Here is a 21,469-nt window from a genome sequence, read left to right on the forward strand (position 1 = left end):
CGGATCATGGGACTTCTCGACGGCCGCGTGGCCATCGTGACGGGCGCCGGTGGCGGGATCGGCCGGGCTCACGCCCTGGCGTTCGCCGTGGAAGGCGCCCGTGTGGTGGTCAACGACATCGGTGTCGGTCTGGACGGGTCACCTGCCGGTGGCGGTAGCGCCGCACAGAGCGTCGTCGACGAAATCGTCGCCGCCGGTGGCGAAGCCGTCACCAGTGGCGCCAACGTCGCAGACTGGTCGCAGGCCGAAGGTCTGATCCAGACCGCGGTCGACAGTTTCGGCTCCCTCGACATCTTGGTGAACAACGCCGGCATCGTGCGCGACCGGATGTTCGCCAACACCAGCGAGGAGGAGTTCGACGCCGTCACCGCGGTCCACCTCAAGGGCCACTTCGCCACGATGAAGCATGCGGCGGCCTACTGGCGCGCGCAGTCGAAGGCGGGCCAGAGCGTGGACGCCCGCATCATCAACACCAGTTCCGGTGCGGGACTTCAGGGTAGCGTCGGACAGGCCAACTACAGCGCCTCGAAGGCAGGCATCGCTGCCCTGACATTGGTGGCTTCCGCCGAGATGGGCCGCTACGGGGTGGCCGTCAACGCGATCGCGCCGTCGGCACGCACCCGGATGACAGAGACGGTGTTCGCCGAGATGATGTCGACCCAGGACGCCGCGTTCGACGCGATGGCGCCGGAGAACATCTCACCACTGGTGGTCTGGCTGGGCAGCGTCGAATCCCGTGACGTCACCGGCAAGGTCTTCGAGGTCGAGGGCGGCAAGATCCGGGTCGCCGAGGGCTGGGCGCACGGCCCGGAGATCGACAAGGGCGCCAGGTGGGACCCCGCCGAACTCGGCCCGGTCGTCACCGATCTGCTCGCCAAGGCGCGGCCGCCGGTGCCGGTATACGGCGCCTGAGCCCGGCAGCGGCAGCAGGCCTACTTCTTGGTGCGACGGCTGCCCCCGTGCCAGTCCTCTTCCCTGCCCACTTCCGCGGGGTCGACGCCGAAGCCGGCCAGCTGAGGACGTTCCCGCAGTGACCGCTTGAGCTCGGCGAAACCGGGAAACGATGCGAGACCGACGACGTGGTCCCACAGGGTGAGGGCGTCGTCCTCGCTGGGCAGCCTGCTGATCACGGGGCCGAAGAACGCGGTGCCGTCCGGGGGCCGAAAGTGCAGGATCGGGGTACCGACGTCGCGTCCGGTCAACGCGAGCGCCTCCTCGGTCTCGGCCCGGATGAGTTCGTCGAACGATTCGTCGTCCAGCGCATCGGCCATGTCGGGCGCGAGCCCTACGGAGGTGAGCAGCGGTTCCAGAACCTGCCGGGCGCCCTGGTCGGACGCCGAGAGCGGGTCCACCTCGCGGCTGGTGTCGAAGATGCGGGTGCCGATCGCGTCGTACAGCGGGCCGACGGCAGCGCGACCGTGTTCGGCGCGGACCCGGGCGGCCACCCGCAGCAGCCGGAGTCCTGCGGTGTGGCCGGCCTCGTACTCGGGTGGGAAATGCGAGGCGTAGTCGATGTGGGCGTTGAGGATTCGCAACGAGATGAACCGCCAGTCCACTTGATAGTCGCGTTGTCCGGCGACCATGCGTACCCACTTGCTGGTCATCCAGGCGAAGGGGCAGACGGGGTCGAAGTAGAAGTGCAGATCCGCCCGCGCCGCGGCGGTCACGCCGGCTCACAGATCACGAGTGGGATCTTGCGCTCGGTCCAGGACTGGTATTCGTCGTAGCTCGGATACATCGCAACTAGTTTGGGCCAGTAGAGGTTCCGTTCGTCCTCGGTGGCCTCACGCGCGACGAGATCGAGCGTCTCGTCCTTGATCTGGACCTTCACCTTCGGGTCGGCCCTGAGGTTGAGGTACCACATGGGGTGCTTGTCGCTGCCGCCCTTGGACGCCGCAAAAACCACCGTGTCACCGTCTCTGAGGTAGTACAGCGGGCTGGTCCGCGGCTGACCGGTTTTGCGGCCGGTGGTGATCAGCAACGCGACCGGGATGCCACCGATGGTGCTTCCCAGTCCTGTTCCGTTGCCTCGCCGGTAGAAGAACGTGTTGAGCCGCGATACCCACTTCACGAGGAAGTCGCCGGCGGCGGTGTCCATGTACTTGGGGCGGGAGTTGGCCATGGTCGAATCCTAATCCGACGACCCGGCTGCCCACCTGTGTCGAGCGCCCGAACGTCAGGCCGGATCGCAGAGGATGATCGGGATCTTGCGGTCGGTGTAGGTCCGGTAGTTGGCGAAGTCCGGGTAGATCGCGTCGAGTCGGGGCCAGTACTGCTCCCGCTCGGCGTCGGTCGCGTCGCGGGCCATCAGCTTGAGCACTTCGTTCTTGATCTGGAACGTGACCTGCGGATTGGCCTGAATGTTCAAGTACCACATGGGATTGGTTGCGCGGCCGCCCTGCGAGGCGACCAGCACCACCCGGTCGCCTTCGCGCAGGAACAGCAGCGGACTCTCCCGCGGTTCGCCGGACTTGCGGCCGATGGTGGTCAGGATGCCGACCGGCGGCGGTGCGCTGAATCGGTTGGACCCGCCGCGCCATTTGGAGCCGAGACGGCCTCCGGTGGCTTTGAACGCCCAGGTGTTGAACTTCGACATCCACTTGATGCCGACGCCGACCGCTTTGGAGTTGAGTCCTTCGACCTGTTTGGGGCTCAGCGGTTTCGGGGGCTTGGTCATGACGGGATCCTATCGGGCCAGGAACGGGCGGATGGACGCCCGGATGTGGTGGATCTGCGCGCGCCCGGACGGGTCGTCGGCGGGAATCAGGAACGTCTCGTCGATACGCGCGCCCACACTGCGGCCCGCCAGCCGCGGCTTGGTCGACAGCTCGAAGCGGGCCCGCACGGTGTCGCCGTCAACGGTGAACTCCGGCGCCGTCACTGCCTTGATGACCTTGTACTGCGGTCCGCGATTCAGGCTGCGGCGCAGGTGCTCTCCCGAGAAGCCGGTCTTGAGGCCGACCTCGACGCGGGTGCAGCCGGGCGCGAACGGCACGCCGTCGGCGTCGTGGCTGGCCAGCGCGGAGATGTAGGCCTGGGCCGCCGCGATGCGGTCGGCGTCGGTGATCGTCTGCGGCGAGGCCACTAGATCCGCTCGATGATGGTGCCGGTCGACAACGCGCCACCGGCGCACATGGTGATCAGCGCGGTCGTCTTGTCGGTGCGTTCCAACTCGTGCAGCGCCGTGGTGATGAGCCTGCTGCCGGTGCTGCCTACGGGATGACCGAGCGCGATGGCGCCACCGTTGACGTTCACGGTGTCCATGTCGGGCTCGTGCACCCGGGCCCACGACAGCACGACCGACGCGAAGGCCTCGTTGATCTCGGTGATGTCGATGTCACCGATCTTCATCCCAGCCTTTTCCAGCACCTTTGCCGTCGACTGCACCGGGCCGTCGAGGTGGTAGTAGGGCTCGGCGCCGACGAGGGCCTGGCTGACGATCCGGGCCCGAGGCGTGAGCCCCAGCGCTTTTGCTTTGTCCTCGTCCATCCACAGCACCGCAGCGGCGCCGTCGGAGATCTGCGACGACGTGCCCGCGGTGTGGATGGCGCCCTCCATCACCGGCTTCAGCGATGCCAGACCTTCCAGCGTGGTGTCGCGCAGACCCTGATCGCGCGTGACGAACGCGCGCTCGGCGGTCGGCTGCTTGTTCTCGTCGAGGACAGGGGCCTCGATGGGGCTGATCTCGCGGTCGAAGCGACCCTCGGCCCACGCCTGCTTGGCCTTGCGCTGCGAATCGAAGCCGAACTGGTCGATGTCCTCGCGGGTGATGCCACGGCGCTTGGCGATCCGCTCGGCGGCGGTGAACTGGTCGGGCAGGTCGATATCCCAGGACTCCGGCCGGATGATGCCGCGATCCGGGCCGGCGTTGGCTCCGAGGCCGACGCGGCTCATCGCCTCGATGCCGCAGGCGATGCCGACGTCGATGGCGCCCGCAGCGATCAGGCCGGCGATCAACCCGTTCGCCTGTTGCCCGCTTCCGCACTGGCAGTCCACCGTCATCGCGCCGACATGGTCGGGCAGACCGGCGACCAGCCAGCCCACCCGGGTGATGTTGTTGGACTGCTCGCCGAACTGCGTGACACAGCCACCGATGACCTGTTCGACCAGGCCGGGATCGATGCCCGCTTTCTCGACCACCGCCCGCTGGGTGGCGCCGAGCAGTTCGGTGGCGTGCAGGCCGGAAAGCCATCCTTTTCGCTTGCCGATGGGGCTGCGAGTGGCTTCTACGATGACAGGGTTACCCATTGCGTCAGGCTAGAACACGTTTCATAAGCCTGACAAGCGGCGATGCTCCCACACCTTTGATCTGCGGTGAAGGCATGTTTTACTGGCACTAGAACACGTTGCAATTAGGAGCGCCCATGCTTCTTCAGAAAGGCGACCACGATGATCCCGGCTGACTTCGACTTCCTCGATCCTGACATCAACCTCGTCGGCCTGCCCGTCGAGGAGTTGGCGGAGCTGCGCAAGTCCGAGCCGATCCACTGGGTCGACATTCCGGGTGGCGCCGGAGGCTTCGAAGACCACGGCTACTGGCTCGTCACCAAGCACGCCGACGTCAAGGAGGTCTCGCGTCGCAGCGACGTCTTCTCCAGCTGGCAGAACGGCGCGATCCCGACCTGGCCCAAGGAGATGACGCGCGAGTCGGTCGAGTTGCAGCGCAGCGTGATGCTCAACATGGACGCCCCGCATCACACCCGGCTGCGCAAGATCATCTCCCGCGGGTTCACGCCCCGCGCCATCGGGCGGCTCGAGGACGAGCTCGCCCAGCGCGCGCAGAACATCGCGAAGACGGCCGCCGCCGAGGGCAGCGGCGACTTCGTCGAGCAGGTGTCGTGCGAACTGCCGCTGCAGGCCATCGCCGGCCTGCTCGGTGTCCCGCAGGATGATCGGGACAAGTTGTTCCGCTGGTCCAACGAGATGACCGGCGGCGAAGATCCCGAGTTCGCCGACGTCGATCCGGCGCAGTCGTCGATGGAACTGATCATGTATGCGATGGCGATGGCCGACGAGCGGGGCAAGAACCCCACCGACGACATCGTCACCACGCTCATCCAGGCCGACGTCGACGGGGAGAAGCTCTCCGACGACGAGTTCGGATTCTTCGTCATCATGCTCGCCGTGGCGGGCAACGAGACCACGCGCAACTCGATCACCCACGGAATGATCGCGCTGGCGAACAATCCGGATCAGTGGGAGCTCTACAAGAAGGAGCGGCCGACCACCACGGCCGACGAGATCATCCGTTGGGCCACACCGGTGTCGGCATTCCAGCGCACCGCCAACGAGGACACCGAACTGGCGGGCGTGCAGATCAAGAAGGGCCAGCGCCTGGTGATGTCCTACCGGTCGGCAAACTTCGACGAGGACGTCTTCGACAACCCGCACGAGTTCAACATCCTGCGTGACCCCAACCCGCACGTCGGCTTCGGCGGAACTGGTGCCCACTTCTGCATCGGCGCCAACCTGGCGCGGATGACGATCAACCTCATCTTCAACGCAGTCGCCGACCACATGCCCGATCTGAAACCCGTAGGCGAGCCCGAGCGGCTACGTTCGGGTTGGCTCAACGGGATCAAGCACTGGCAGGTCGATTACACCGGCGCCAGCGCCTGACACACGCTCAAACTTCCCAGGATCAAGGAGGATTCGGGTGGATTTCAGTCCCGATGAAGGTCAGCAGGCAGTCGCCGATGTGGTCACGTCCGTGCTCGATCGTGACAACAGCTGGGATGCCCTCGTCGCCGGCGGTGTGACCGCGCTGGCCGTGCCGGAAAGCCTCGGAGGTGACGGCCTCGGTCTGGCCGAGATCGCCACCGCGCTGACGGAGATCGGCAGGCATGGCACGGTCAGTCCCGCGCTGGTCACCCTCGGCGCCACCGCGTTGCTGCTCGATCTGGCCTCCGAGGAACAGCAGCAACGTTATCTCTCCGGTGTGGCGAAGGGCTCGGTGCTGACCTTCGCGCTGAACGAGCCGGGCACGTCGCTGCCGGACCGTCCCGGAGTCCGCCTGGCCGAGGGAAAGCTCAGCGGTACGAAGATCGCGGTCGGCTATGCGGGGCAAGCAGACTGGGTCATCGTCAGCACGGACAGCGGCGTGGTGGTGGTCTCGGGCAAGGCCGACGGACTGACGGTCACCAAGACACCGGCGTCGAACGGATCCGACGAGTTCGTGGTGTCGTTCGTCGATGTGGCGGTGGCCGACGTCGACGTCCTCGACGGCGCCACGGCGCGTCGGGCCAACCACCTGGCGCTGGCCGCCATCGGTGCCTTCGCCTCCGGATTGGTGGCCGGCGCGCTTCGTCTGACCGCGGACTACGTCGCCACCAGGGAACAGTTCGGCCGGCCGCTGTCGACGTTCCAGACGGTCGCCGCCCAGCTCTCCGAGGTCTACATCGCCTCCCGGACGATCTCCCTGGTCGCCAACTCGGTCGTATGGCGGTTGTCCGAAGGCCTTGACGCTGAAGACGATTTGGCGATTCTCGGCTACTGGCTGACGTCGCAGGGCCCGCCCGCCATGCGCACCTGCCACCATCTGCACGGCGGCATGGGGATGGACATCACCTATCCGATGGATCGTTACTACTCGTCGATCAAAGATCTGTCCCGGCTGCTCGGCGGTCCGACACACCGCCTCGACCTGGTGGAAGCGTGATGGGGCGAGCGAAGCGACGGGAGAATTAAATGTACATCGAACTGACACCCGAGCAGCGGCAGCTGCAAGCCGAACTGCGGCAGTACTTCACGACTCTCATCACGCCCGAAGAGGCCGAGGCGATGGAGTCGAACCGTCACAACGAGGCCTACCGCGCGGTGATCAAGCGGATGGGCTCGGACGGCAAGCTCGGGGTCGGCTGGCCCAAGGAGTACGGCGGGCTGGGGTTCGGGCCGATCGAACAGCAGATCTTCGTCAACGAGGCGAACCGGGCGGACGTCCCGCTGCCGTTGGTCACCCTGCAGACCGTGGGCCCGACGCTTCAGGTCTACGGCACCGAGGAGCAGAAGAAGAAGTTCCTCCCCGGAATCCTCTCGGGCGACATTCATTTCGCCATCGGCTACTCCGAACCCGATGCCGGCACCGACCTCGCGGCGCTGCGAACCACCGCGGTCCGTCACGGCGACGAGTTCATCGTGAACGGTCAGAAGATGTGGACCACGGGCGCCCACGACGCCGACTACATCTGGCTGGCCTGCCGCACCGATCCGGACGCGGCCAAGCACAAGGGCATCTCCATCCTGATCGTCGACACCAAGGACCCCGGCTTCTCCTGGACCCCGATCATCCTGTCCGACGGCGCCCACCACACCAATGCGTCCTACTACCAGGATGTTCGGGTTCCCGCCGACATGGTCGTGGGCGAGGAGAACGGCGGGTGGAAGCTCATCACCACCCAGCTCAACCACGAGCGTGTCGGTCTGGGTCCGGCCGGTCGCGTTGCGGGCATCTACGACCAGGTCCGCGAGTGGGCGTCCAAGCCGGGGTCCGACGGCGTCACGCCGATCGACAACGCAGACGTGCAGCGACTACTGGGCCAGATCAAAGCGATCTGGCGAGTCAACGAACTGCTGAACTGGCAGGTGGCTGCGTCGGGCGAGACCATCGCGGTCGCCGACGCCGCGGCCACCAAAGTGTTCTCCACCGAACGCATTCAGGATGTCGGCCGGTTGGCGGAGGAGATCGTCGGCAAGTACGGCAACCCGGCCGATCCGGAGACCGGTGAGCTGCTGGACTGGCTGGACAAGATGACCAAGCGCAACCTGGTGATCACGTTCGGCGGAGGGGTCAACGAGGTGATGCGGGAGATGATCGCCGCTGCGGGGCTCAAGGTCCCCAGGGTGCCGCGGTGATGAGCGCCTGCGCGAAGAACAGAGCAGCATGATGGGCGTCGAGGACATCAAGGCCGCCGCCGAACGGGTCAAGGCCGAGGGGAAGAGCAAGCCGCGCACAGGTCGCCACCCGGTGAATCAGCCGATGATCGACCACTGGCTGGACGCGATGGGCGACAAGAACCCCATCTACGCCGACGAGTCGGCCGCGAAGTCGGCCGGTCACCCCGGCGTGGTTGCACCGCCGGCGATGATCCAGGTGTGGACGATGATGGGGCTCGGTGGTGTCCGCCCCGATGACGACCCGCTGGGCAAGATCCTCGAATTGTTCGACGAGGCAGGCTATGTCGGTGTGGTGGCCACCAACTGTGAGCAGACCTATCACCGTTATCTGAGCCCCGGCGAGGAGGTCAGCGTCGCCGCCGAACTGACCGACGTCGTCGGTCCCAAGCGAACGGCGCTCGGCGAAGGGTTCTTCATCACGCAGAAGATCACATGGCACTGTGGCGATGACGAAGACAATCCGGTGGCCGAGATGCTCTGGCGGATCATGAAGTTCAGGCCCGCCGATCGCGACGAGGCAACCGCCACCGCGGTGCCGGAGGATCTGACCGCCGAATCGATGATGCGGCCCGCGTCGTCGAAGGACACCAAGTTCTTCTGGGATGGGGTGAACGCCCACGAACTTCGTATCCAGAAGCGTGACGACGGCACCCTGCAACACCCGCCGGTACCGGCATTGTGGGCGGACCCCGCGGAACCGACGGACTATGTCGTCGCCAGCGGCAGAGGCACGGTGTTCAGCTTCGTGGTGCACCACGCCCCGAAGGTTCCCGGCCGCACGCTGCCGTTTGTCATCGCGCTGGTCGAACTCGAAGAAGGAGTGCGGATGCTCGGCGAGCTTCGCGGTGCGGACCCCGCCACCGTCGAGATCGGGATGCCGGTCAGCGCAACGTATATCGACTTTCCCGACGGAGACTCCGGCCCGGCGTGGACTCTGTATGCGTGGGAGCCGGTGAAATGAGCGCCCCGGTGGCAGAGGTCGGAACCAAGCTGCCCGAGCTCAAACTCTACGGTGACCCGACGTTCATCGTGTCCACGGCGATCGCCACCCGCGATTACCAGGATGTGCACCACGACCGGGACAAGGCGCAGGCCAAGGGGTCGAAGGACATCTTCGTCAACATCCTCACCGATACCGGTCTGGTGCAGCGTTTCATCACCGACTGGGCCGGCCCGACCGCCGTCATCAAGACGATCGGACTGCGTCTCGGTGTGCCCTGGTATGCCTACGACACCGTGACGTTCACCGGCGAGGTGACCGCGGTCGAGGGTGACGTCGTGTCCTTGAAGATCACGGGCAGCAACAGCCTCGGTGATCACGTCATCGCCAACGCCACACTTGTCTTCGGAGGGGAGAACGCATGAGCGACGGCCTGTCCGGCAAGGCGGCGATCGTCGGTATCGGTGCCACGGATTTCTCCAAGAACTCCGGCAGAAGTGAACTGCGGCTCGCGTCTGAGGCCGTGCTCGATGCGCTCGACGATGCGGGACTGACCCCGGCACACGTCGACGGCATGGTGACGTTCACCATGGATTCGAACACCGAGGTCGCCGTGGCGCGCGCCACCGGGATCGGCGAGCTGAAGTTCTTCTCCAAGATCCATCACGGTGGCGGAGCGGCCTGCGCGACGATCCAGCAGGCCGCGATCGCGGTGGCGACCGGTGTCGCGGAATGTGTGGTGGCCTACCGCGCCTTCAACGAGCGGTCAGGGATGCGTTTCGGTCAGGTGCAGATGCGGCTGGTGGAGAACGCTGATTCCACCGGCGTCGACAACTCGTTCTCCTATCCGCACGGATTATCCACGCCTGCAGCCCAAGTCGCGATGATCGCGCAGCGGTACATGCATCTGTCCGGCGCTACCAGCAGGGATTTCGGTGTGGTCTCGGTGGCCGACCGCAAGCATGCCGCGAACAATCCGAAGGCCTACTTCTACGGCAAGCCGATCACCATCGACGATCACCAGACTTCGCGGTGGATCGCCGAACCGTTGCGTCTTCTCGATTGCTGTCAGGAGACCGACGGCGGCGTCGCCCTGGTGGTGACGACTCCGGAGCGGGCCAAGGATCTCAAGAATCGTCCGGCGATCATCGAGGCCGCTTCGCAGGGTTCGAGTCCGGATCAGTACTCGATGGTCAGCTACTACCGGCCCGAACTGGGCCTGCCCGAAATGGGATTGGTAGGCAGGCAGCTGTGGCAGCAGTCGGGTCTGCGCCCCGCCGACATCCAGACCGCGATCCTCTACGACCATTTCACTCCGTTCACGCTGATCCAGCTCGAAGAACTCGGTTTCTGCGGGCAGGGCGAGGCGAAGGACTACATCGCCGACGGGGCGATCGAGGTCGGTGGCCGGCTGCCGATCAACACCCACGGCGGTCAGCTCGGCGAGGCCTACATCCACGGCATGAACGGGATCGCCGAGGGGGTGCGTCAGCTGCGGGGAACCTCGGTCAACCCGGTGCCGGACGTCGAGCATGTGTTGGTCACCGCGGGCACCGGAGTCCCCACATCGGGGCTGATTCTCGGCTGAGCCTGATTTCAGCAAATTTTTTACTCCTGCGTTGAAGCCCTCGGTCATCATTTCGGGGCTACATTCCGGCGCGGACGTGGGTATTGACCGATGGTAAATGTCAACGCCATCGTCAAATGGCATGAATGCTGTACAGCGCCATAAAATGGTGCTACCTGGCGATATGCTGTAGGAAACTCGGAAGCAGTACCAACCGGATGCTTGCAACCGGAACCAACCGTATCGGAAACAAAAACTGACGCTTGACTGCGAATCTAGCAAATCAGCATACTGATGGCGTGCCGCCTTCGGGGGCTTCGGGGCTTTCGTTGCCGGTGGCACAGGGGCGGTGCCATTGGGCGGTTTGCTCAGAGGGGGTCTGTGGGGATTGCGATCGGTGTTTGACGGCGCTGTAGAAAATCGGCGCACAAATCACGATCGCAGGCGTTCTTCATCTGGAGCGGCTTTCCCACATCTCTGAACTCTCCGTGTGCAGTGGCAACACATGGAGTGGAGCGGCAAATGGCTCATCTGATTCAAACAGCGGACGACAACGCTGGACACCCTCGGCACGGTGCGATCCCCTCAGACGCCGCGCCGGGCGGAGGCCGGAAAGTGCCCGAGGGATCGTTGACGGGCACTTTCCGCGCCGACTCCCTGCTCCTTGCAGCTGACCGGGAACAAAAGCAGCGCCAGGCCCTGTCGGGTCGTGTCCGAATGCCGGCCGCCGCGCATCCGGCAACGGCAATGGTGCTGTCGGGGTTCCGGCCGATGTGTGAACCAGTGGAGCTGCGAGGTCAACCCGCCTCCCCGTCGATAGCATTCGAACAATCGGATCAGCTGAGCGCCAACGAATCCGACGCTGTCGACGGGGTGCGTGGCGCAACGATTCTGATCATCGACGACTGCACGCTTCAACGTGAGAACCTTGCGGCGATCCTCGGGGGCCAGGGCGGGTCGACTCTCGCTGTTGCCTGGGACCTGCCCTCGATGCGCAACGCGCTGGCTGCGATGCCGCCCGAAGTGGTGTTGTTGAGCATGGTGACTCGCGACAGCATCACTTTGCTCCGGGCTGTGCGCGAGGCCTGCCCGGGTGCACGGGTGATTGTCGTCGGAATCTGCGAAGATGACGAGACCGATATCATCGCCTGCGCCGAGGCCGGAGTTGCTGGATACCACCTGCGCAATGAATCGCTCGACCAACTGCTGCGTCTGATCTCGAAAATCGTCGAGGGCGAGTCCTCCTGCTCTCCGAAGGTTTCCGCGATCTTGCTCAGTAGACTCTCGGCGCTGGCAGCGCAGCGGACACCAGGTCCCAGGGAACTGGTTCTGACCACCCGTGAGATGCAGATCCTGCAGATGCTCGAAATGGGCCTGTCCAACCGGGACATCGCGGACCGGCTCTGCATCACGCTCCACACCGTCAAGAATCACGTGCACAGCGTGTTGAACAAGCTCGGCGTGAGCACGCGGACCGAGGCGGCGGCGGTCTCGCGGTCCTTCCGTTAGGAAGAGGCGGCATCGGGAACTAGTCATGGACCTGGGCTGAAAATCGCTCCAACGGTCCATATACGTTGACCCACAGCGTAGTTGATAGTTGATCGGTGCAACATGAGTTAGCTCTGGCGGACACCTCGAGCACGGAGGGGCGATGAGCCCCTCCCAGGAGTACGGGGGTTCCACACCGCGCCGGCAAGCTGGTGCCCGGGATGTGGGAGATTTTGCTGACCGGCCCAGGTCTCGCGTTACTCGGTGGACCTCTCGGTTGTGCGGGTCCGGCTGATGGTGTCCGCAGTCCGGGGTGGGCGCGCAATCTGTGTCGTGCAACAACGACATTCGTGTGGTTCTGTGCATACGGTCAAAGCGGGGTGGGTAGGTGCCGGAACCGGGTGGGGACGGGCAATCGACGGAATCGGACTGGAACGAGGCCGACATCATCGGTGGTGATGGGACCGGCCGGCGCCGTGCGCGGAACCTGGGCTCACCGATCCGCGGCCACGCGGGCGGATCGCGCACTGTGCTGCAGCAGTCCAACGTCGGTATGCAGGAGCGCGTGTCGAACGCTCGGGCCGACATGGGCGGCACCTCCGATGCGAGTCTGCTGATCATCGATGACTGCGCGCTCTTCCGCGAGGCGCTCGCGACCAACCTCAGGGCCAATGGCATATCCGATATCCGTGTGGCGTGGGACCTTCCGTCTCTGATAAGCGTCCTGGAGGGCGTCCAGCCCAGCGTCGTCCTGCTGAACATGGCAACCCGGGACCTTCACCTGATCCTGCGGGCGTCGACGAGTCTGACCCCCCAGGCGCCGGTGATCGCTGTGGCTACCTCTGAAGACGACGAATCGGCCATCATCGCCTGCGCCGAAGCCGGAGTGGCCGGGTACCATCTGCGGTCCGATTCGTTCGCAGAACTTCTGCTGCTCGTCAGGGATGCCGCATCCGGCAAAGTCTCCTGCCCGCCGAAGATCTCGGCAATCCTGCTGCGGCGATTGTCGGCGCTGGCCTCGCAGAGTCAAGTGACGCCGAAGGAACCAGGTCTCACGACCCGAGAGGCCCAGATCCTCGGGATGCTGGAACTGGGCCTGTCGAACCAGGATATTGCGGGGCAACTGTCCATCGCGGTTCATACGGTCAAGAACCATGTGCACAGTCTTCTGACCAAACTCGGTGTCGGCACACGTGCCGAAGCGGCGGCGCTGTCTCACGCCATGCGGGTGGACCTGGATGCCCACGAGAGATCTAGACCTCGGTCTACTCAAAATTGGCCCTGATGACCCATATACGACGGCGGGGTCGGAACTGATAGTGAACTGGTGTCTATCGAGTTGGCTCCGGGTAGCGGAGTGCGGTCGCCGGCGAACATGGCGCGCCGCAGTGCGACAGGGTTTTTGGGGCGGGATCGCTGATGTGCAGGGGCTCCGCACACGATGACGGCGGTGTCATGACCGGGTTGCTGACGGGACCGCTCGCCCGTCAGCAACCCCTCGATGCCTGTGCCCGTCAGGGCGGGGCGACGCGGGATGTCACTCGCCCCATCGTCTTCGACGATCTTCCGGCGGTGTGCGTCGAGGTCGACCTGGGCGCACCGCCGGACGTCCTGGAACGTATCGACGATGAAGGCAATCCTCGGACGGTCTTTGTGCTGGTCCGGCTTCACACCCACCCATTGGGCACGGTGATTCTCGACAGCACATGTGATCTGCGGTGGCTCACACATGCCTCGACGGTGTGGTCATCGATGCGGGATGCCGCCAACGCTCACCTGGTCGCCGACGGGTTACCGGTGGTGGGCGACTGGACGGAGCTTGCCGGCCCCCCGACTTCGACACCGAGATGTGTCTCTCGTCGCCGCACGGTCCTGGCGAATCCACCGCGGGTCACCGTGGTGGTTGCCACCCGGGACCGTCCGCGGTTGTTGCGCACCTGTCTCGATGCGCTGCTCGATCTGACCTACCCCGACTACGAGGTCGTTGTCGTCGACAGCGCGCCGGCCACCTCGGCCACTGCGACTCTGGTGAATAATGGCTACTGCCAGTATGTCCGTTACGTCCGTGAGAACAGCAGGGGTCTGGCCGCGGCGCGCAACCGCGGTCTGCACGAGGCGACGGGGTCGATCATCGCGTTCGTCCACGACGACGTGATCGTCGACCGGCATTGGCTCACCGCTGTTGCTGAAGGGTTCCACACCAGTGCCGCTGTCGGCTGCGTCACCGGCCTCGTCGCACCCACCGAGTTGGTGACTGCGGCACAATTGCTGCGCCACCACCACGACAGCGCCGGAAGACCCTTCACCCAGACCGTTTTCGGCACCACCCGTCACCGGCCCGGCGCGGCCCTGTCCATCTCTTCTGCCCGCTGCCTGGGCTCCGGCGCCAACATGGCCTTCGACACGGCTGTACTACGCGCGCTCGGGGGATTCGACCCAGCCACCGGGATCGGCACGTCCGCACACGGAGGCGACGACCTGGCGGCCTTCGCGCGCGTGCTTCTGGATCACGAACTGGTACACCAACCCTCAGCTGTGGCCGTGCGACGCCACGACCGAGATGTCGCCGGATTGCTCGACCAGGCTTATGACTACGGTGTCGGCCTGGGCGTGGCGATGACCAGCGTTCTGTTGCGGGAGCCCGGGATCTGGGCGGCATGCCTGCGCCGGTTCCCGGCGGCCCTGGTCCGGGCGATCAAGGTCTCCGTGGGACGCAACCAGAGCGGCTATGCCGGGCTGCCAGTCGATCTCACTCGGATCGAGCGCCGCGGGCTTCTCGCCGGACCGGTGGTTTATCTGGTGAGCCGGTGGCGTGGGTCCCGTCCGCCGGCGGAGGTGACCGTGGCCGCTCCGCGCCCCATGCAGGCGAGGTGGCGCCGATGACACATCTTCCGGGTCCGACGGTGTCGGTGGCGATCTGCGTCGACACCGAGGACCGGTGGAACGAGATGGTGCGGGCCGTGACGTCGGTGCGGCAGCAGACCTATGGGGCAGCGGAGATCATCCTCGTCATCCGAGACAACCCCGCGCTGCTGCGCCGGGCGTCCTTCGAACTGCGCGGGGTGATGGCGATCCCGGACACCGGCGGGACGGGGCGACGGGCCGGGTGGTACACCGCCGCCGCAGCAGCGACCTCCGACATCGTGGCCGTCCTCGACGACGATGCGTTCGCAATGCCACATTGGCTGGAGGCACTCGTCGCAACGTATTCCGACCCGGAGGTGCTGGGCGTGGGCGGACGGGTGATACCTCAGTGGTGCACCGGTCGTCCGGCATGGTTCCCACCCGAATTCGACTGGGTGGTCGGCTGTAGTTACCGCGGCATGCCCGGGGTGCGGACTCCGGTACGCAGTTTCCTCGGCACCAGTGTGTCCTTCCGGCGTGAAGTGCTACTGCAGTGCGACGCATCGGACGAACGCCCCGGACAGGACGGGAACCGATTTGTCTTCGAGCCGGCTGCGGTGGTTCAGCGGGCAGTACCGCGGTCGCGCGCCACGTGGCCGTACTTCCGGTCGCGGTGTTACTCGGCCGGCGAGTCGACCGGGCGGATCGTCGGTCCCGGTGATCTCCGCCAGGGATGGTCGATCGTGCCGCCGCACCTGCGATCCGCCATCCGGGCGGGAATCACCGGGTCGATCACGGGAGCGGTGCAGCGTGATCGGTCGTCGGTGCGCGCGGGCCTGGCACTGTCGGCCTGAGTCGCGATCGCTGGTATCGGCTTCGTGATCGGCTCACTGAGACAGGCCGCATGGCGGCACCTTGGTGTGTACCGGCCTTCCCCGCTGCACAGACCCGGAGAGGATCCGCATCAGGGCAGGCGGCCTCGCGTGGACGCTTCAGCCTGGACGCGTACACCGTTGAACACTGCCTAGCTGGTCGACTCGACGTCGGTACTCCGAGCGTTTGTCTGGCGGGTGCGCCTCGCGCCACCGGACTCCGATGCGCACTACGCTTGGCGAGATGAGCTCCCACGAGCCAGAACCCGACGACGGCGACACCGGCCCGCTACACGCCGACAGCATCCGGGAACGGACAATGGGCGCCGCCGACCGCCGATTCGACGCGCCACTGTCGGTGAATCCCCGACCGGTACAGCATGATCGCCGTCCTGTCGTGCTTCTGGCCGTCGCGACAGTGGCTGTCGTGGGACTGGGCGTGATCGCCTGGTCGTTCTGGCCGTCGTCCGGGGAGTCGGAGGCGACCGGCGGCGACCCGGCCCCCACGTCGACGACCCAATCGTCGCAACAGTCCGAAGCACGGTTGTTCGAGATGCTGCCCGACGGGTACGACGGCGACGACTGTGAAGTCGTCGTTCCGCCGAAAGATGCGCTGGCGCAGTTCAGTTGCACGGAGAACACTGACCCGGGCGGCCCACTGACGGCCAGCTACACCCTGGCGCGGGACACCGATTCGCTGCGCGCACTGTTCGACGGGATCGTCGAAACGTCGTCGGTGGTGGACTGCCCGGGCAACATCCAGTCTCCCGTTCTCTGCCCGACAGGCGTGTCGAAGCAGTTTGTGGAAGTGCGTCGGTGATGATGGGGGCAGTGGTCGTGAGGTAGGAGGGGTCTGGGGATGACTGACGCTTCGGCTGATGGTTGGACCCTCTACTTCTACGATTTCCGCCAGCGGTTCGTACCGGTGGACGACGTGGTTTCAGGGTTGGGTGATGTCGAGGCCTGGGCTAAGCGAAACGGTGCGCGTGATGGCACTCCGTTGTTTCTTGATCCGTGCGGCCGGGCCGATGCGTTGGTGAACGCCTATTGGCGTGATCCGCTGGTGCGGGGACGAGCAACGGGGACGTTGCGTCGTTACGCCTTGTCGTTGAAGGTGTGGCTGGATTTTCTGCACGCGATGGGCGTTCGCTGGGATCAGGCGTCGCGATCGGAGTTGGCTGCGTTCAAGGAGTGGCGTTTGTCGGCTAAGGAGAATCCTCAGCACGTGAGTCCGAATGGTTTCTGTGTTGATCGCGCGGCGATCCGCGGTTTCTACTCGTGGGCGGCCGAGCAGCACGGAATCGACAATCCCGTTCGGGCCCGTGCGATTGCCACGTCTTCGGTAGCTGGGGGCCACTTCGTGTTGGAGAGCTTACCGTCGGGAATGCGCAGGGCTGACGTGAAGTGGCTTACCCCGCAGGCATTTCGGTTGTGGCGGAACCTTGGGTTGCGCGGTTTCACGATGGAGGGCGTTCCGCGTGACGATTGGCTGGGAGCGACTGAGGATCGCGACGTCGCGTTCGTGGAGGGGTTGTTCGGTACGGGTTTACGAATCGGCGAGTGGGCCAGCATTCTGACCATCGAGGTGCCCGAGCCGGGCTCGGAGGGGCTCCTGCGTTCGCGCGTTGCGTCTCCTTGCGCGAAGGGCGGTAGCGGGCGGACGTTCTGGATGCGGCGCCGCGTCGCCCAACAAGTCCACTTCTATCTGCAGGAAGGTAGTCGCACTACTGCCGTAGCCCGTGCGCAACGTGCTGGCCGCTATGAACAGGTTGCCGATCGCTGGATCGTTGAACAGGTTCGCCGGGATGGACAGCTGAAGGTCATCGACGAGAAGGGATTGCGTCGTACGGTTCGGCTGGATGCACTCGGGCCATCAACACGAATGACGTTGTTCCGCCGGGGACGTGATGGCCTGGAACCGATGTGGCTGTGGCTCAATCACGACGGGACACCTCGCCCCAAACATTCCTGGTACAAGACATTCGACCGCGCAAACACGAGGGTCGCGAAAGCTGTTATGCAAGAGGGCGGTACGCCGTTGTGGTGCCGGCCCCACATGCTGAGGCATTCCTTTGCGCTGCGGTGGTTTTGCATCGCCACGTTCGTGGCGTGGCGCCGTACCGATATGTTGACCAAGCAGGAGCAGCGCGACTTCCGTAATCAGCTTGGCGATGTGTGGTTTCTGCTGGCGACACTTCTGGGACATCGCAGTGCCGAGGTGACACGCAGCGTATATCTCGAGCCGTTTCAGGCGTTGCAGGTGGAGGAGCTCATCGCGCTGATGGATGCCGATGATCGGCAATCCCTTGAGCGTCTCGTCGCAACGGTCGGCGGCGGCGAGCCCCGTGTGTTGACGGTCCGAACGTGACGGGTCACCGTGCGGTGCAGCCGGATCCGGCGTGGCGACCGGTATCGCGGCGACGTGGGTTGATCGTGACGTTCGTCAGCGAGGATGGCACGCAGTCGAAGGATTTCGACTTCGGTTCACTGCCGGGTACTGACGGGATCCGCCGCGATTTCTCGTCCGCGTTCGAGGACGCCACCGGTGTGCTGGGCGTATCCAAGCGGATCAGAGGTGCCGGGGCCCTGTGGCAGTCTGCCCGGCATGCCTGCTGCTGGCTCGCCGAAAACCGGCCAGGAATGCAGGGACTGGCTGAGTTGTCCGCCGCGGATGCCCGGCTGCTCGCCCTATCGTGTCGGGTACCCAGCGGTCCTGGCCCGTTGCATAGCCTGAAGACTCTGCTGCGTTGTAGTCCTGTTGTCTCCGATGAGGCGCGCCAGGCGTTCACGCGCGTGCGTCACCCGAAGACGAACACGGCACGCCAGCCCTATTCCACCGAGGAGTTTCGCCGCATCACTGTCGTTGCACGGGGAATGGTGCGGCGGGCGCGTACCCGGCTGAAGACTCATTGGCAGATGGTCGACGACTATCGTGCGGGACAGTTCGATCACCTCCCCCGCGCAGACCCCGGTCGTAGTCTGGCCGAAGTGCTCGATCATTGCGCCCGTGAGGGAGATTTCCCTCGTACTGCTTCGGGTGCAAGGGCTTACGTGACGCGGCGGGTAGCCGCCGCAGCTGGTGGATGCCATCTTCAGTCGCTGTTGCATCTGAGTCCGGGCGAGGCATGGGCATTTGGTGTTCTGCTCGCCGGATTGACCGGTCTGAACCTGTCGACGCTGGACTCGCTGCCGGCGCCGCACCGACACGCCAGCAGCCCCGATGAACCCGGCATCGTGTTCGTCACCGCCAATAAGCCTCGTCGTGGGAAGCGGTCGGTCATGACGGTGCCGGTGACCGCGCTATGCCCCGAACTGCGGCCACTTGGTGGGGAGAATCGGCGCGCAGCAGTAGCCAACACGTCGCTGACGACCGCGTACGGGGTCTTCATGTTGCTGCTGGAGCTGACCGAACCGGCCCGCGCGCTGACCGGGTCCCAGCACGCCTTCATCTATTACAGCGCCCAGCCTGACAGTGTCGAGCAGAAACTCTTCGGATACGGAATCAGCAGCACAGCCTCCGGAGTGAATGCGCGACGGCGGTGGATGGCGCCGTGGCTCACCGGTGATGCCGAGGATGACGAGTTGTTCCTCGGTACCAGTATGGATCGGCTGCGCAAGACCTACCTGGAGCAGGTCCGTAAGCCCACATCCCACACCCCTGCCACGTTGGCTCGCTATCTGAGTCGCATGGACCCGGTGCGCAACGAGGGATTCCAGATCGTCGCCGAGGCCCTCGATGACCAGGTCGCACGAGCACTGGCACGACGCTCAATGACGGTGCAGCCGGACACTCAGGACAACGGATCCGGCCAGGACGCGGTGCTGGGCACGTGCGCCGATTTCGAGCACTCGCCGATCGACGGTAAACAGTGCCGCCAGTCATTCATGGCCTGCCTCGACTGCAGCAACGCCCGCGCCTTCCCGCGCCACCTACCGGTTCAACTGGTTGTTGCTGACCGGCTTCGCGGCCTGCGGACAGAGATGCCCATCGGGCAGTGGATCGCCGAGCACGCGGGTCCTCTCGCGCAATTGGACGACATCTTTGCCGAGTACGAGCCGGCCCAGCTGGCCGCCGCGCGTGCCGAGATCACCGACAGCGATCACCAGGCGGTCAACCTTCTGCTGACCGGAAACCTCGAAGCATCATGACCCACACAGCGGAAGTACTCGACGTCGTGGCAGGTGTCCACGTCGCCCCCGAAACAGAGGTCCTGATCGACCGCACGCTTCACATCGAAGCGACCCGATGTCGATTCGGCGATCCGGTGTGGGATTTGTCCGCAGCGATCGAGGACCGCCACAGCGCGGGACAAGCAGTGCACTGGGAGGGGTTTCCGACGCCATTTCGCCACGCCTGCAAGCTCTACCTGTTCGCCCTGCTCAACATCGTTGACGACCCACCCCGCCTTGAGAGTTCCCGATCGCTCTATCCGCACATCAAGACGATCTTGGGCGAGCTGGTGCCGTTACGCCGGTTCACGATGTGGCTGGCCGAAAGGGGTGTCAGCTCGTTCGGCCAGGTCAGCGCCGAACGCCTCGACAACTATCTGCGCCACGTCACCGAGACCAGCGGTGTCAGCGCCGGATCCAAACGCTCCGCGCTGCAGGCAGTCAAGCGTCTGCACCTGTACCGGGATGCCCTGCCCGCGCATTGCCGACTCCCCGCAGGCCCGCTGTGGGGCGGTGCGAGTGCACGCGGGCTCGCCCACTACGAGTCATCCTGGGGCAAGCCGAACACGACCCCGCGCATTCATCCCGATGTCATGGAACCGCTGCTCTCGGCGGCGTTGATGGTCACCGACACAGTCGCCGCCGATCTCCTTCCCGCAGCACGCAACCTTCTCGCGATGCGGTATCTGGCCCATCAGATCGCGCCAGACATTCGTCGAGCTCCCACTCGCACGGTGTCGGTGTTCGAAACCACCAAGGCACAACTCGAATGCCTGCTTGCCGCCCTTGGCCGCAACGATGTCTCACTTCCGGGTATCCGCACCGGCGACACGACCAGTGTCGATCTGATGGGGCTGGCCGTGGGGGGATGGCTGCACCACACCGAACTGAAACGCATGAAAGAGACGTCGGTCCTGATCGCGAAGCACGGACTGCCGATCGACGTGGACATGTTGCGCACCAACACATTCAGCGCCATCGGCACGCACTCCTGGCGTGAAAACCCCGTCTCTGCCAATGAACTCATCGAACTGCTTCGCCATGTTACGACGGCCTGTTTCCTCGTGATCGCCTACCTGTCGGGTGTTCGGACCGGCGAGGCACTGAACCTGCGACGCGGATGCATCAGCAGGGACTCCAAGCTGGCTTTGACTCTCATGTCGGGCCACCAGTTGAAGGCCGGTGAGCAGCGCAGGGACCGATCGCCGGCCACGATCCCGTGGGTCGTGACCGACGAAACCGCCCATGCCGTCGCCGTTCTTGAGCAGATCACGATGAGCGATCTACTCTTTCCGGGTTTCAAACTGTTCTCCGAGGACCAATTTCGCTTCGGCGCTACCCGGACTAGAACACCCGGCTCCATCAACACTGACATCACCAGCTTCATCGAATGGTTCAACCGCGATATCGGCCCGGCAATCAGCCATCCGCTGATCGGCGCCGACCCGCACGGCGCAATCCAGGTGCCGCGCCTGCGACGCACACTGGCCTGGCACATCGTCCGGCGACCAGGTGGAACAATCGCCGGCGCAACGCAATACGGCCACCTGCACGCACAAATGATCCAAGGGTACGCCGGTGGGTGGAGCTGATGCGGGATTCCTCGACGACATCACCTTCGAACAGTTCCTGCACCGAGCTGAGACCATCCACGACGATCACCATCGACTGGAACACGGTGAGCACGTCTCCGGT

General features: G+C 64.9%; 20 protein-coding genes. 15 read left to right on the top strand and 5 right to left on the bottom strand.

Annotated elements, in window-relative coordinates; translation table 11 throughout:
* The first annotated feature begins 6 nt into the window (after nucleotides 1-6).
* Complete coding sequence (locus tag ABDC78_RS20005) at nucleotides 7-912, top strand: SDR family oxidoreductase (protein ID WP_178361612.1); 906 nt, start codon at nucleotides 7-9, stop codon at nucleotides 910-912.
* Between the two features lie 20 nt (nucleotides 913-932).
* On the opposite strand, the gene ABDC78_RS20010 is transcribed toward ABDC78_RS20005, so the two are convergent.
* From ABDC78_RS20010 to ABDC78_RS20030, 5 genes are read right to left on the bottom strand one after another with little or no spacing between them, the layout of a single operon-like run.
* Nucleotides 933-1,604: a hypothetical protein gene (locus ABDC78_RS20010; protein WP_178361939.1), complete on the bottom strand. Its 672-nt coding sequence runs from the start codon at nucleotides 1,602-1,604 to the stop codon at nucleotides 933-935.
* Nucleotides 1,605-1,663: 59 nt separating this feature from the next.
* Nucleotides 1,664-2,122, bottom strand: a complete 459-nt coding sequence (locus ABDC78_RS20015) for a nitroreductase family deazaflavin-dependent oxidoreductase (RefSeq protein ID WP_178361613.1) — start codon at nucleotides 2,120-2,122, stop codon at nucleotides 1,664-1,666.
* Nucleotides 2,123-2,176: 54 nt separating this feature from the next.
* Entirely contained in the window at nucleotides 2,177-2,677 is a 501-nt protein-coding gene (locus tag ABDC78_RS20020) for a nitroreductase family deazaflavin-dependent oxidoreductase (protein ID WP_178361614.1), read from the bottom strand.
* A 9-nt stretch (nucleotides 2,678-2,686) separates the two neighbouring features.
* Nucleotides 2,687-3,085 (bottom strand): hypothetical protein, encoded by a 399-nt coding sequence (locus ABDC78_RS20025; protein ID WP_178361615.1) that lies wholly within the window; start codon nucleotides 3,083-3,085, stop codon nucleotides 2,687-2,689.
* Nucleotides 3,085-4,248, bottom strand: a complete 1,164-nt coding sequence (locus ABDC78_RS20030; protein WP_178361616.1) for a steroid 3-ketoacyl-CoA thiolase — start codon at nucleotides 4,246-4,248, stop codon at nucleotides 3,085-3,087. The genes ABDC78_RS20025 and ABDC78_RS20030 overlap by 1 nt, the downstream gene beginning before the upstream one ends.
* Before the next feature lie 141 nt (nucleotides 4,249-4,389).
* Here ABDC78_RS20030 and ABDC78_RS20035 point away from each other — a divergent pair, with 141 nt between their 5' ends.
* The 14 genes from ABDC78_RS20035 to ABDC78_RS20100 all read left to right on the top strand — a co-directional run bounded on the left by ABDC78_RS20035 (nucleotide 4,390) and on the right by ABDC78_RS20100 (nucleotide 21,366).
* A complete protein-coding gene (locus ABDC78_RS20035) occupies nucleotides 4,390-5,619 on the top strand; it encodes a cytochrome P450 (protein ID WP_178361617.1) in 1,230 nt (409 codons plus the stop codon).
* 37 nt (nucleotides 5,620-5,656) lie between these two features.
* Nucleotides 5,657-6,658 (top strand): acyl-CoA dehydrogenase family protein, encoded by a 1,002-nt coding sequence (locus ABDC78_RS20040; protein ID WP_178361618.1) that lies wholly within the window; start codon nucleotides 5,657-5,659, stop codon nucleotides 6,656-6,658.
* Between the two features lie 29 nt (nucleotides 6,659-6,687).
* On the top strand, nucleotides 6,688-7,851 hold the full coding sequence (gene fadE29 / locus ABDC78_RS20045; protein WP_178361619.1) for an acyl-CoA dehydrogenase FadE29: 1,164 nt from the start codon (nucleotides 6,688-6,690) through the stop codon (nucleotides 7,849-7,851).
* A 28-nt stretch (nucleotides 7,852-7,879) separates the two neighbouring features.
* Nucleotides 7,880-8,854 carry a bifunctional MaoC family dehydratase N-terminal/OB-fold nucleic acid binding domain-containing protein gene (locus ABDC78_RS20050; protein WP_178361620.1) on the top strand — a complete coding sequence of 325 codons (975 nt, stop codon included), beginning with the start codon at nucleotides 7,880-7,882 and terminating at the stop codon, nucleotides 8,852-8,854.
* Complete coding sequence (locus ABDC78_RS20055) at nucleotides 8,851-9,258, top strand: MaoC family dehydratase (protein ID WP_178361621.1); 408 nt, start codon at nucleotides 8,851-8,853, stop codon at nucleotides 9,256-9,258. The genes ABDC78_RS20050 and ABDC78_RS20055 overlap by 4 nt, the downstream gene beginning before the upstream one ends.
* Nucleotides 9,255-10,421, top strand: coding sequence for a lipid-transfer protein (locus ABDC78_RS20060; protein WP_178361622.1), 1,167 nt, complete (start codon nucleotides 9,255-9,257; stop codon nucleotides 10,419-10,421). Before ABDC78_RS20055 ends, ABDC78_RS20060 begins: the two co-directional genes overlap by 4 nt.
* A gap of 969 nt (nucleotides 10,422-11,390) precedes the next feature.
* Complete coding sequence (locus tag ABDC78_RS20065) at nucleotides 11,391-11,909, top strand: response regulator transcription factor (RefSeq protein ID WP_347133165.1); 519 nt, start codon at nucleotides 11,391-11,393, stop codon at nucleotides 11,907-11,909.
* Between the two features lie 508 nt (nucleotides 11,910-12,417).
* Nucleotides 12,418-13,173, top strand: a complete 756-nt coding sequence (locus ABDC78_RS20070) for a response regulator transcription factor (protein ID WP_347133166.1) — start codon at nucleotides 12,418-12,420, stop codon at nucleotides 13,171-13,173.
* Between the two features lie 170 nt (nucleotides 13,174-13,343).
* Nucleotides 13,344-14,771: a glycosyltransferase family 2 protein gene (locus tag ABDC78_RS20075; protein ID WP_178361623.1), complete on the top strand. Its 1,428-nt coding sequence runs from the start codon at nucleotides 13,344-13,346 to the stop codon at nucleotides 14,769-14,771.
* Complete coding sequence (locus ABDC78_RS20080; protein WP_178361624.1) at nucleotides 14,768-15,586, top strand: glycosyltransferase; 819 nt, start codon at nucleotides 14,768-14,770, stop codon at nucleotides 15,584-15,586. The genes ABDC78_RS20075 and ABDC78_RS20080 overlap by 4 nt, the downstream gene beginning before the upstream one ends.
* A 262-nt stretch (nucleotides 15,587-15,848) precedes the next feature.
* Entirely contained in the window at nucleotides 15,849-16,424 is a 576-nt protein-coding gene (locus ABDC78_RS20085) for a hypothetical protein (protein WP_178361625.1), read from the top strand.
* 39 nt (nucleotides 16,425-16,463) lie between these two features.
* Entirely contained in the window at nucleotides 16,464-17,972 is a 1,509-nt protein-coding gene (locus tag ABDC78_RS20090) for a site-specific integrase (RefSeq protein WP_178361626.1), read from the top strand.
* A gap of 65 nt (nucleotides 17,973-18,037) precedes the next feature.
* Complete coding sequence (locus ABDC78_RS20095; protein ID WP_347133167.1) at nucleotides 18,038-19,753, top strand: hypothetical protein; 1,716 nt, start codon at nucleotides 18,038-18,040, stop codon at nucleotides 19,751-19,753.
* Nucleotides 19,750-21,366: a site-specific integrase gene (locus ABDC78_RS20100; protein ID WP_256736421.1), complete on the top strand. Its 1,617-nt coding sequence runs from the start codon at nucleotides 19,750-19,752 to the stop codon at nucleotides 21,364-21,366. The genes ABDC78_RS20095 and ABDC78_RS20100 overlap by 4 nt, the downstream gene beginning before the upstream one ends.
* Nucleotides 21,367-21,469: the final 103 nt, after the last annotated feature.

It is taken from the genome of Mycobacterium sp. DL (assembly GCF_039729195.1).
Classification (GTDB): Bacteria; Actinomycetota; Actinomycetes; order Mycobacteriales; family Mycobacteriaceae; genus Mycobacterium; species Mycobacterium hippocampi_A.

Coding starts and splice junctions, on each gene's coding strand:
- ABDC78_RS20005 (WP_178361612.1), top strand. CDS start 7: ATGGGACTTCTCGACGGCCGCGTGGCCATCGTGACGGGCGCCGGTGGC.
- ABDC78_RS20010 (WP_178361939.1), bottom strand. CDS start 1,604: ATGACCAGCAAGTGGGTACGCATGGTCGCCGGACAACGCGACTATCAA.
- ABDC78_RS20015 (WP_178361613.1), bottom strand. CDS start 2,122: ATGGCCAACTCCCGCCCCAAGTACATGGACACCGCCGCCGGCGACTTC.
- ABDC78_RS20020 (WP_178361614.1), bottom strand. CDS start 2,677: ATGACCAAGCCCCCGAAACCGCTGAGCCCCAAACAGGTCGAAGGACTC.
- ABDC78_RS20030 (WP_178361616.1), bottom strand. CDS start 4,248: ATGGGTAACCCTGTCATCGTAGAAGCCACTCGCAGCCCCATCGGCAAG.
- ABDC78_RS20035 (WP_178361617.1), top strand. CDS start 4,390: ATGATCCCGGCTGACTTCGACTTCCTCGATCCTGACATCAACCTCGTC.
- fadE29 (WP_178361619.1), top strand. CDS start 6,688: ATGTACATCGAACTGACACCCGAGCAGCGGCAGCTGCAAGCCGAACTG.
- ABDC78_RS20050 (WP_178361620.1), top strand. CDS start 7,880: ATGATGGGCGTCGAGGACATCAAGGCCGCCGCCGAACGGGTCAAGGCC.
- ABDC78_RS20055 (WP_178361621.1), top strand. CDS start 8,851: ATGAGCGCCCCGGTGGCAGAGGTCGGAACCAAGCTGCCCGAGCTCAAA.
- ABDC78_RS20060 (WP_178361622.1), top strand. CDS start 9,255: ATGAGCGACGGCCTGTCCGGCAAGGCGGCGATCGTCGGTATCGGTGCC.
- ABDC78_RS20065 (WP_347133165.1), top strand. CDS start 11,391: ATGCGCAACGCGCTGGCTGCGATGCCGCCCGAAGTGGTGTTGTTGAGC.
- ABDC78_RS20075 (WP_178361623.1), top strand. CDS start 13,344: ATGACCGGGTTGCTGACGGGACCGCTCGCCCGTCAGCAACCCCTCGAT.
- ABDC78_RS20080 (WP_178361624.1), top strand. CDS start 14,768: ATGACACATCTTCCGGGTCCGACGGTGTCGGTGGCGATCTGCGTCGAC.
- ABDC78_RS20085 (WP_178361625.1), top strand. CDS start 15,849: ATGAGCTCCCACGAGCCAGAACCCGACGACGGCGACACCGGCCCGCTA.
- ABDC78_RS20090 (WP_178361626.1), top strand. CDS start 16,464: ATGACTGACGCTTCGGCTGATGGTTGGACCCTCTACTTCTACGATTTC.
- ABDC78_RS20100 (WP_256736421.1), top strand. CDS start 19,750: ATGACCCACACAGCGGAAGTACTCGACGTCGTGGCAGGTGTCCACGTC.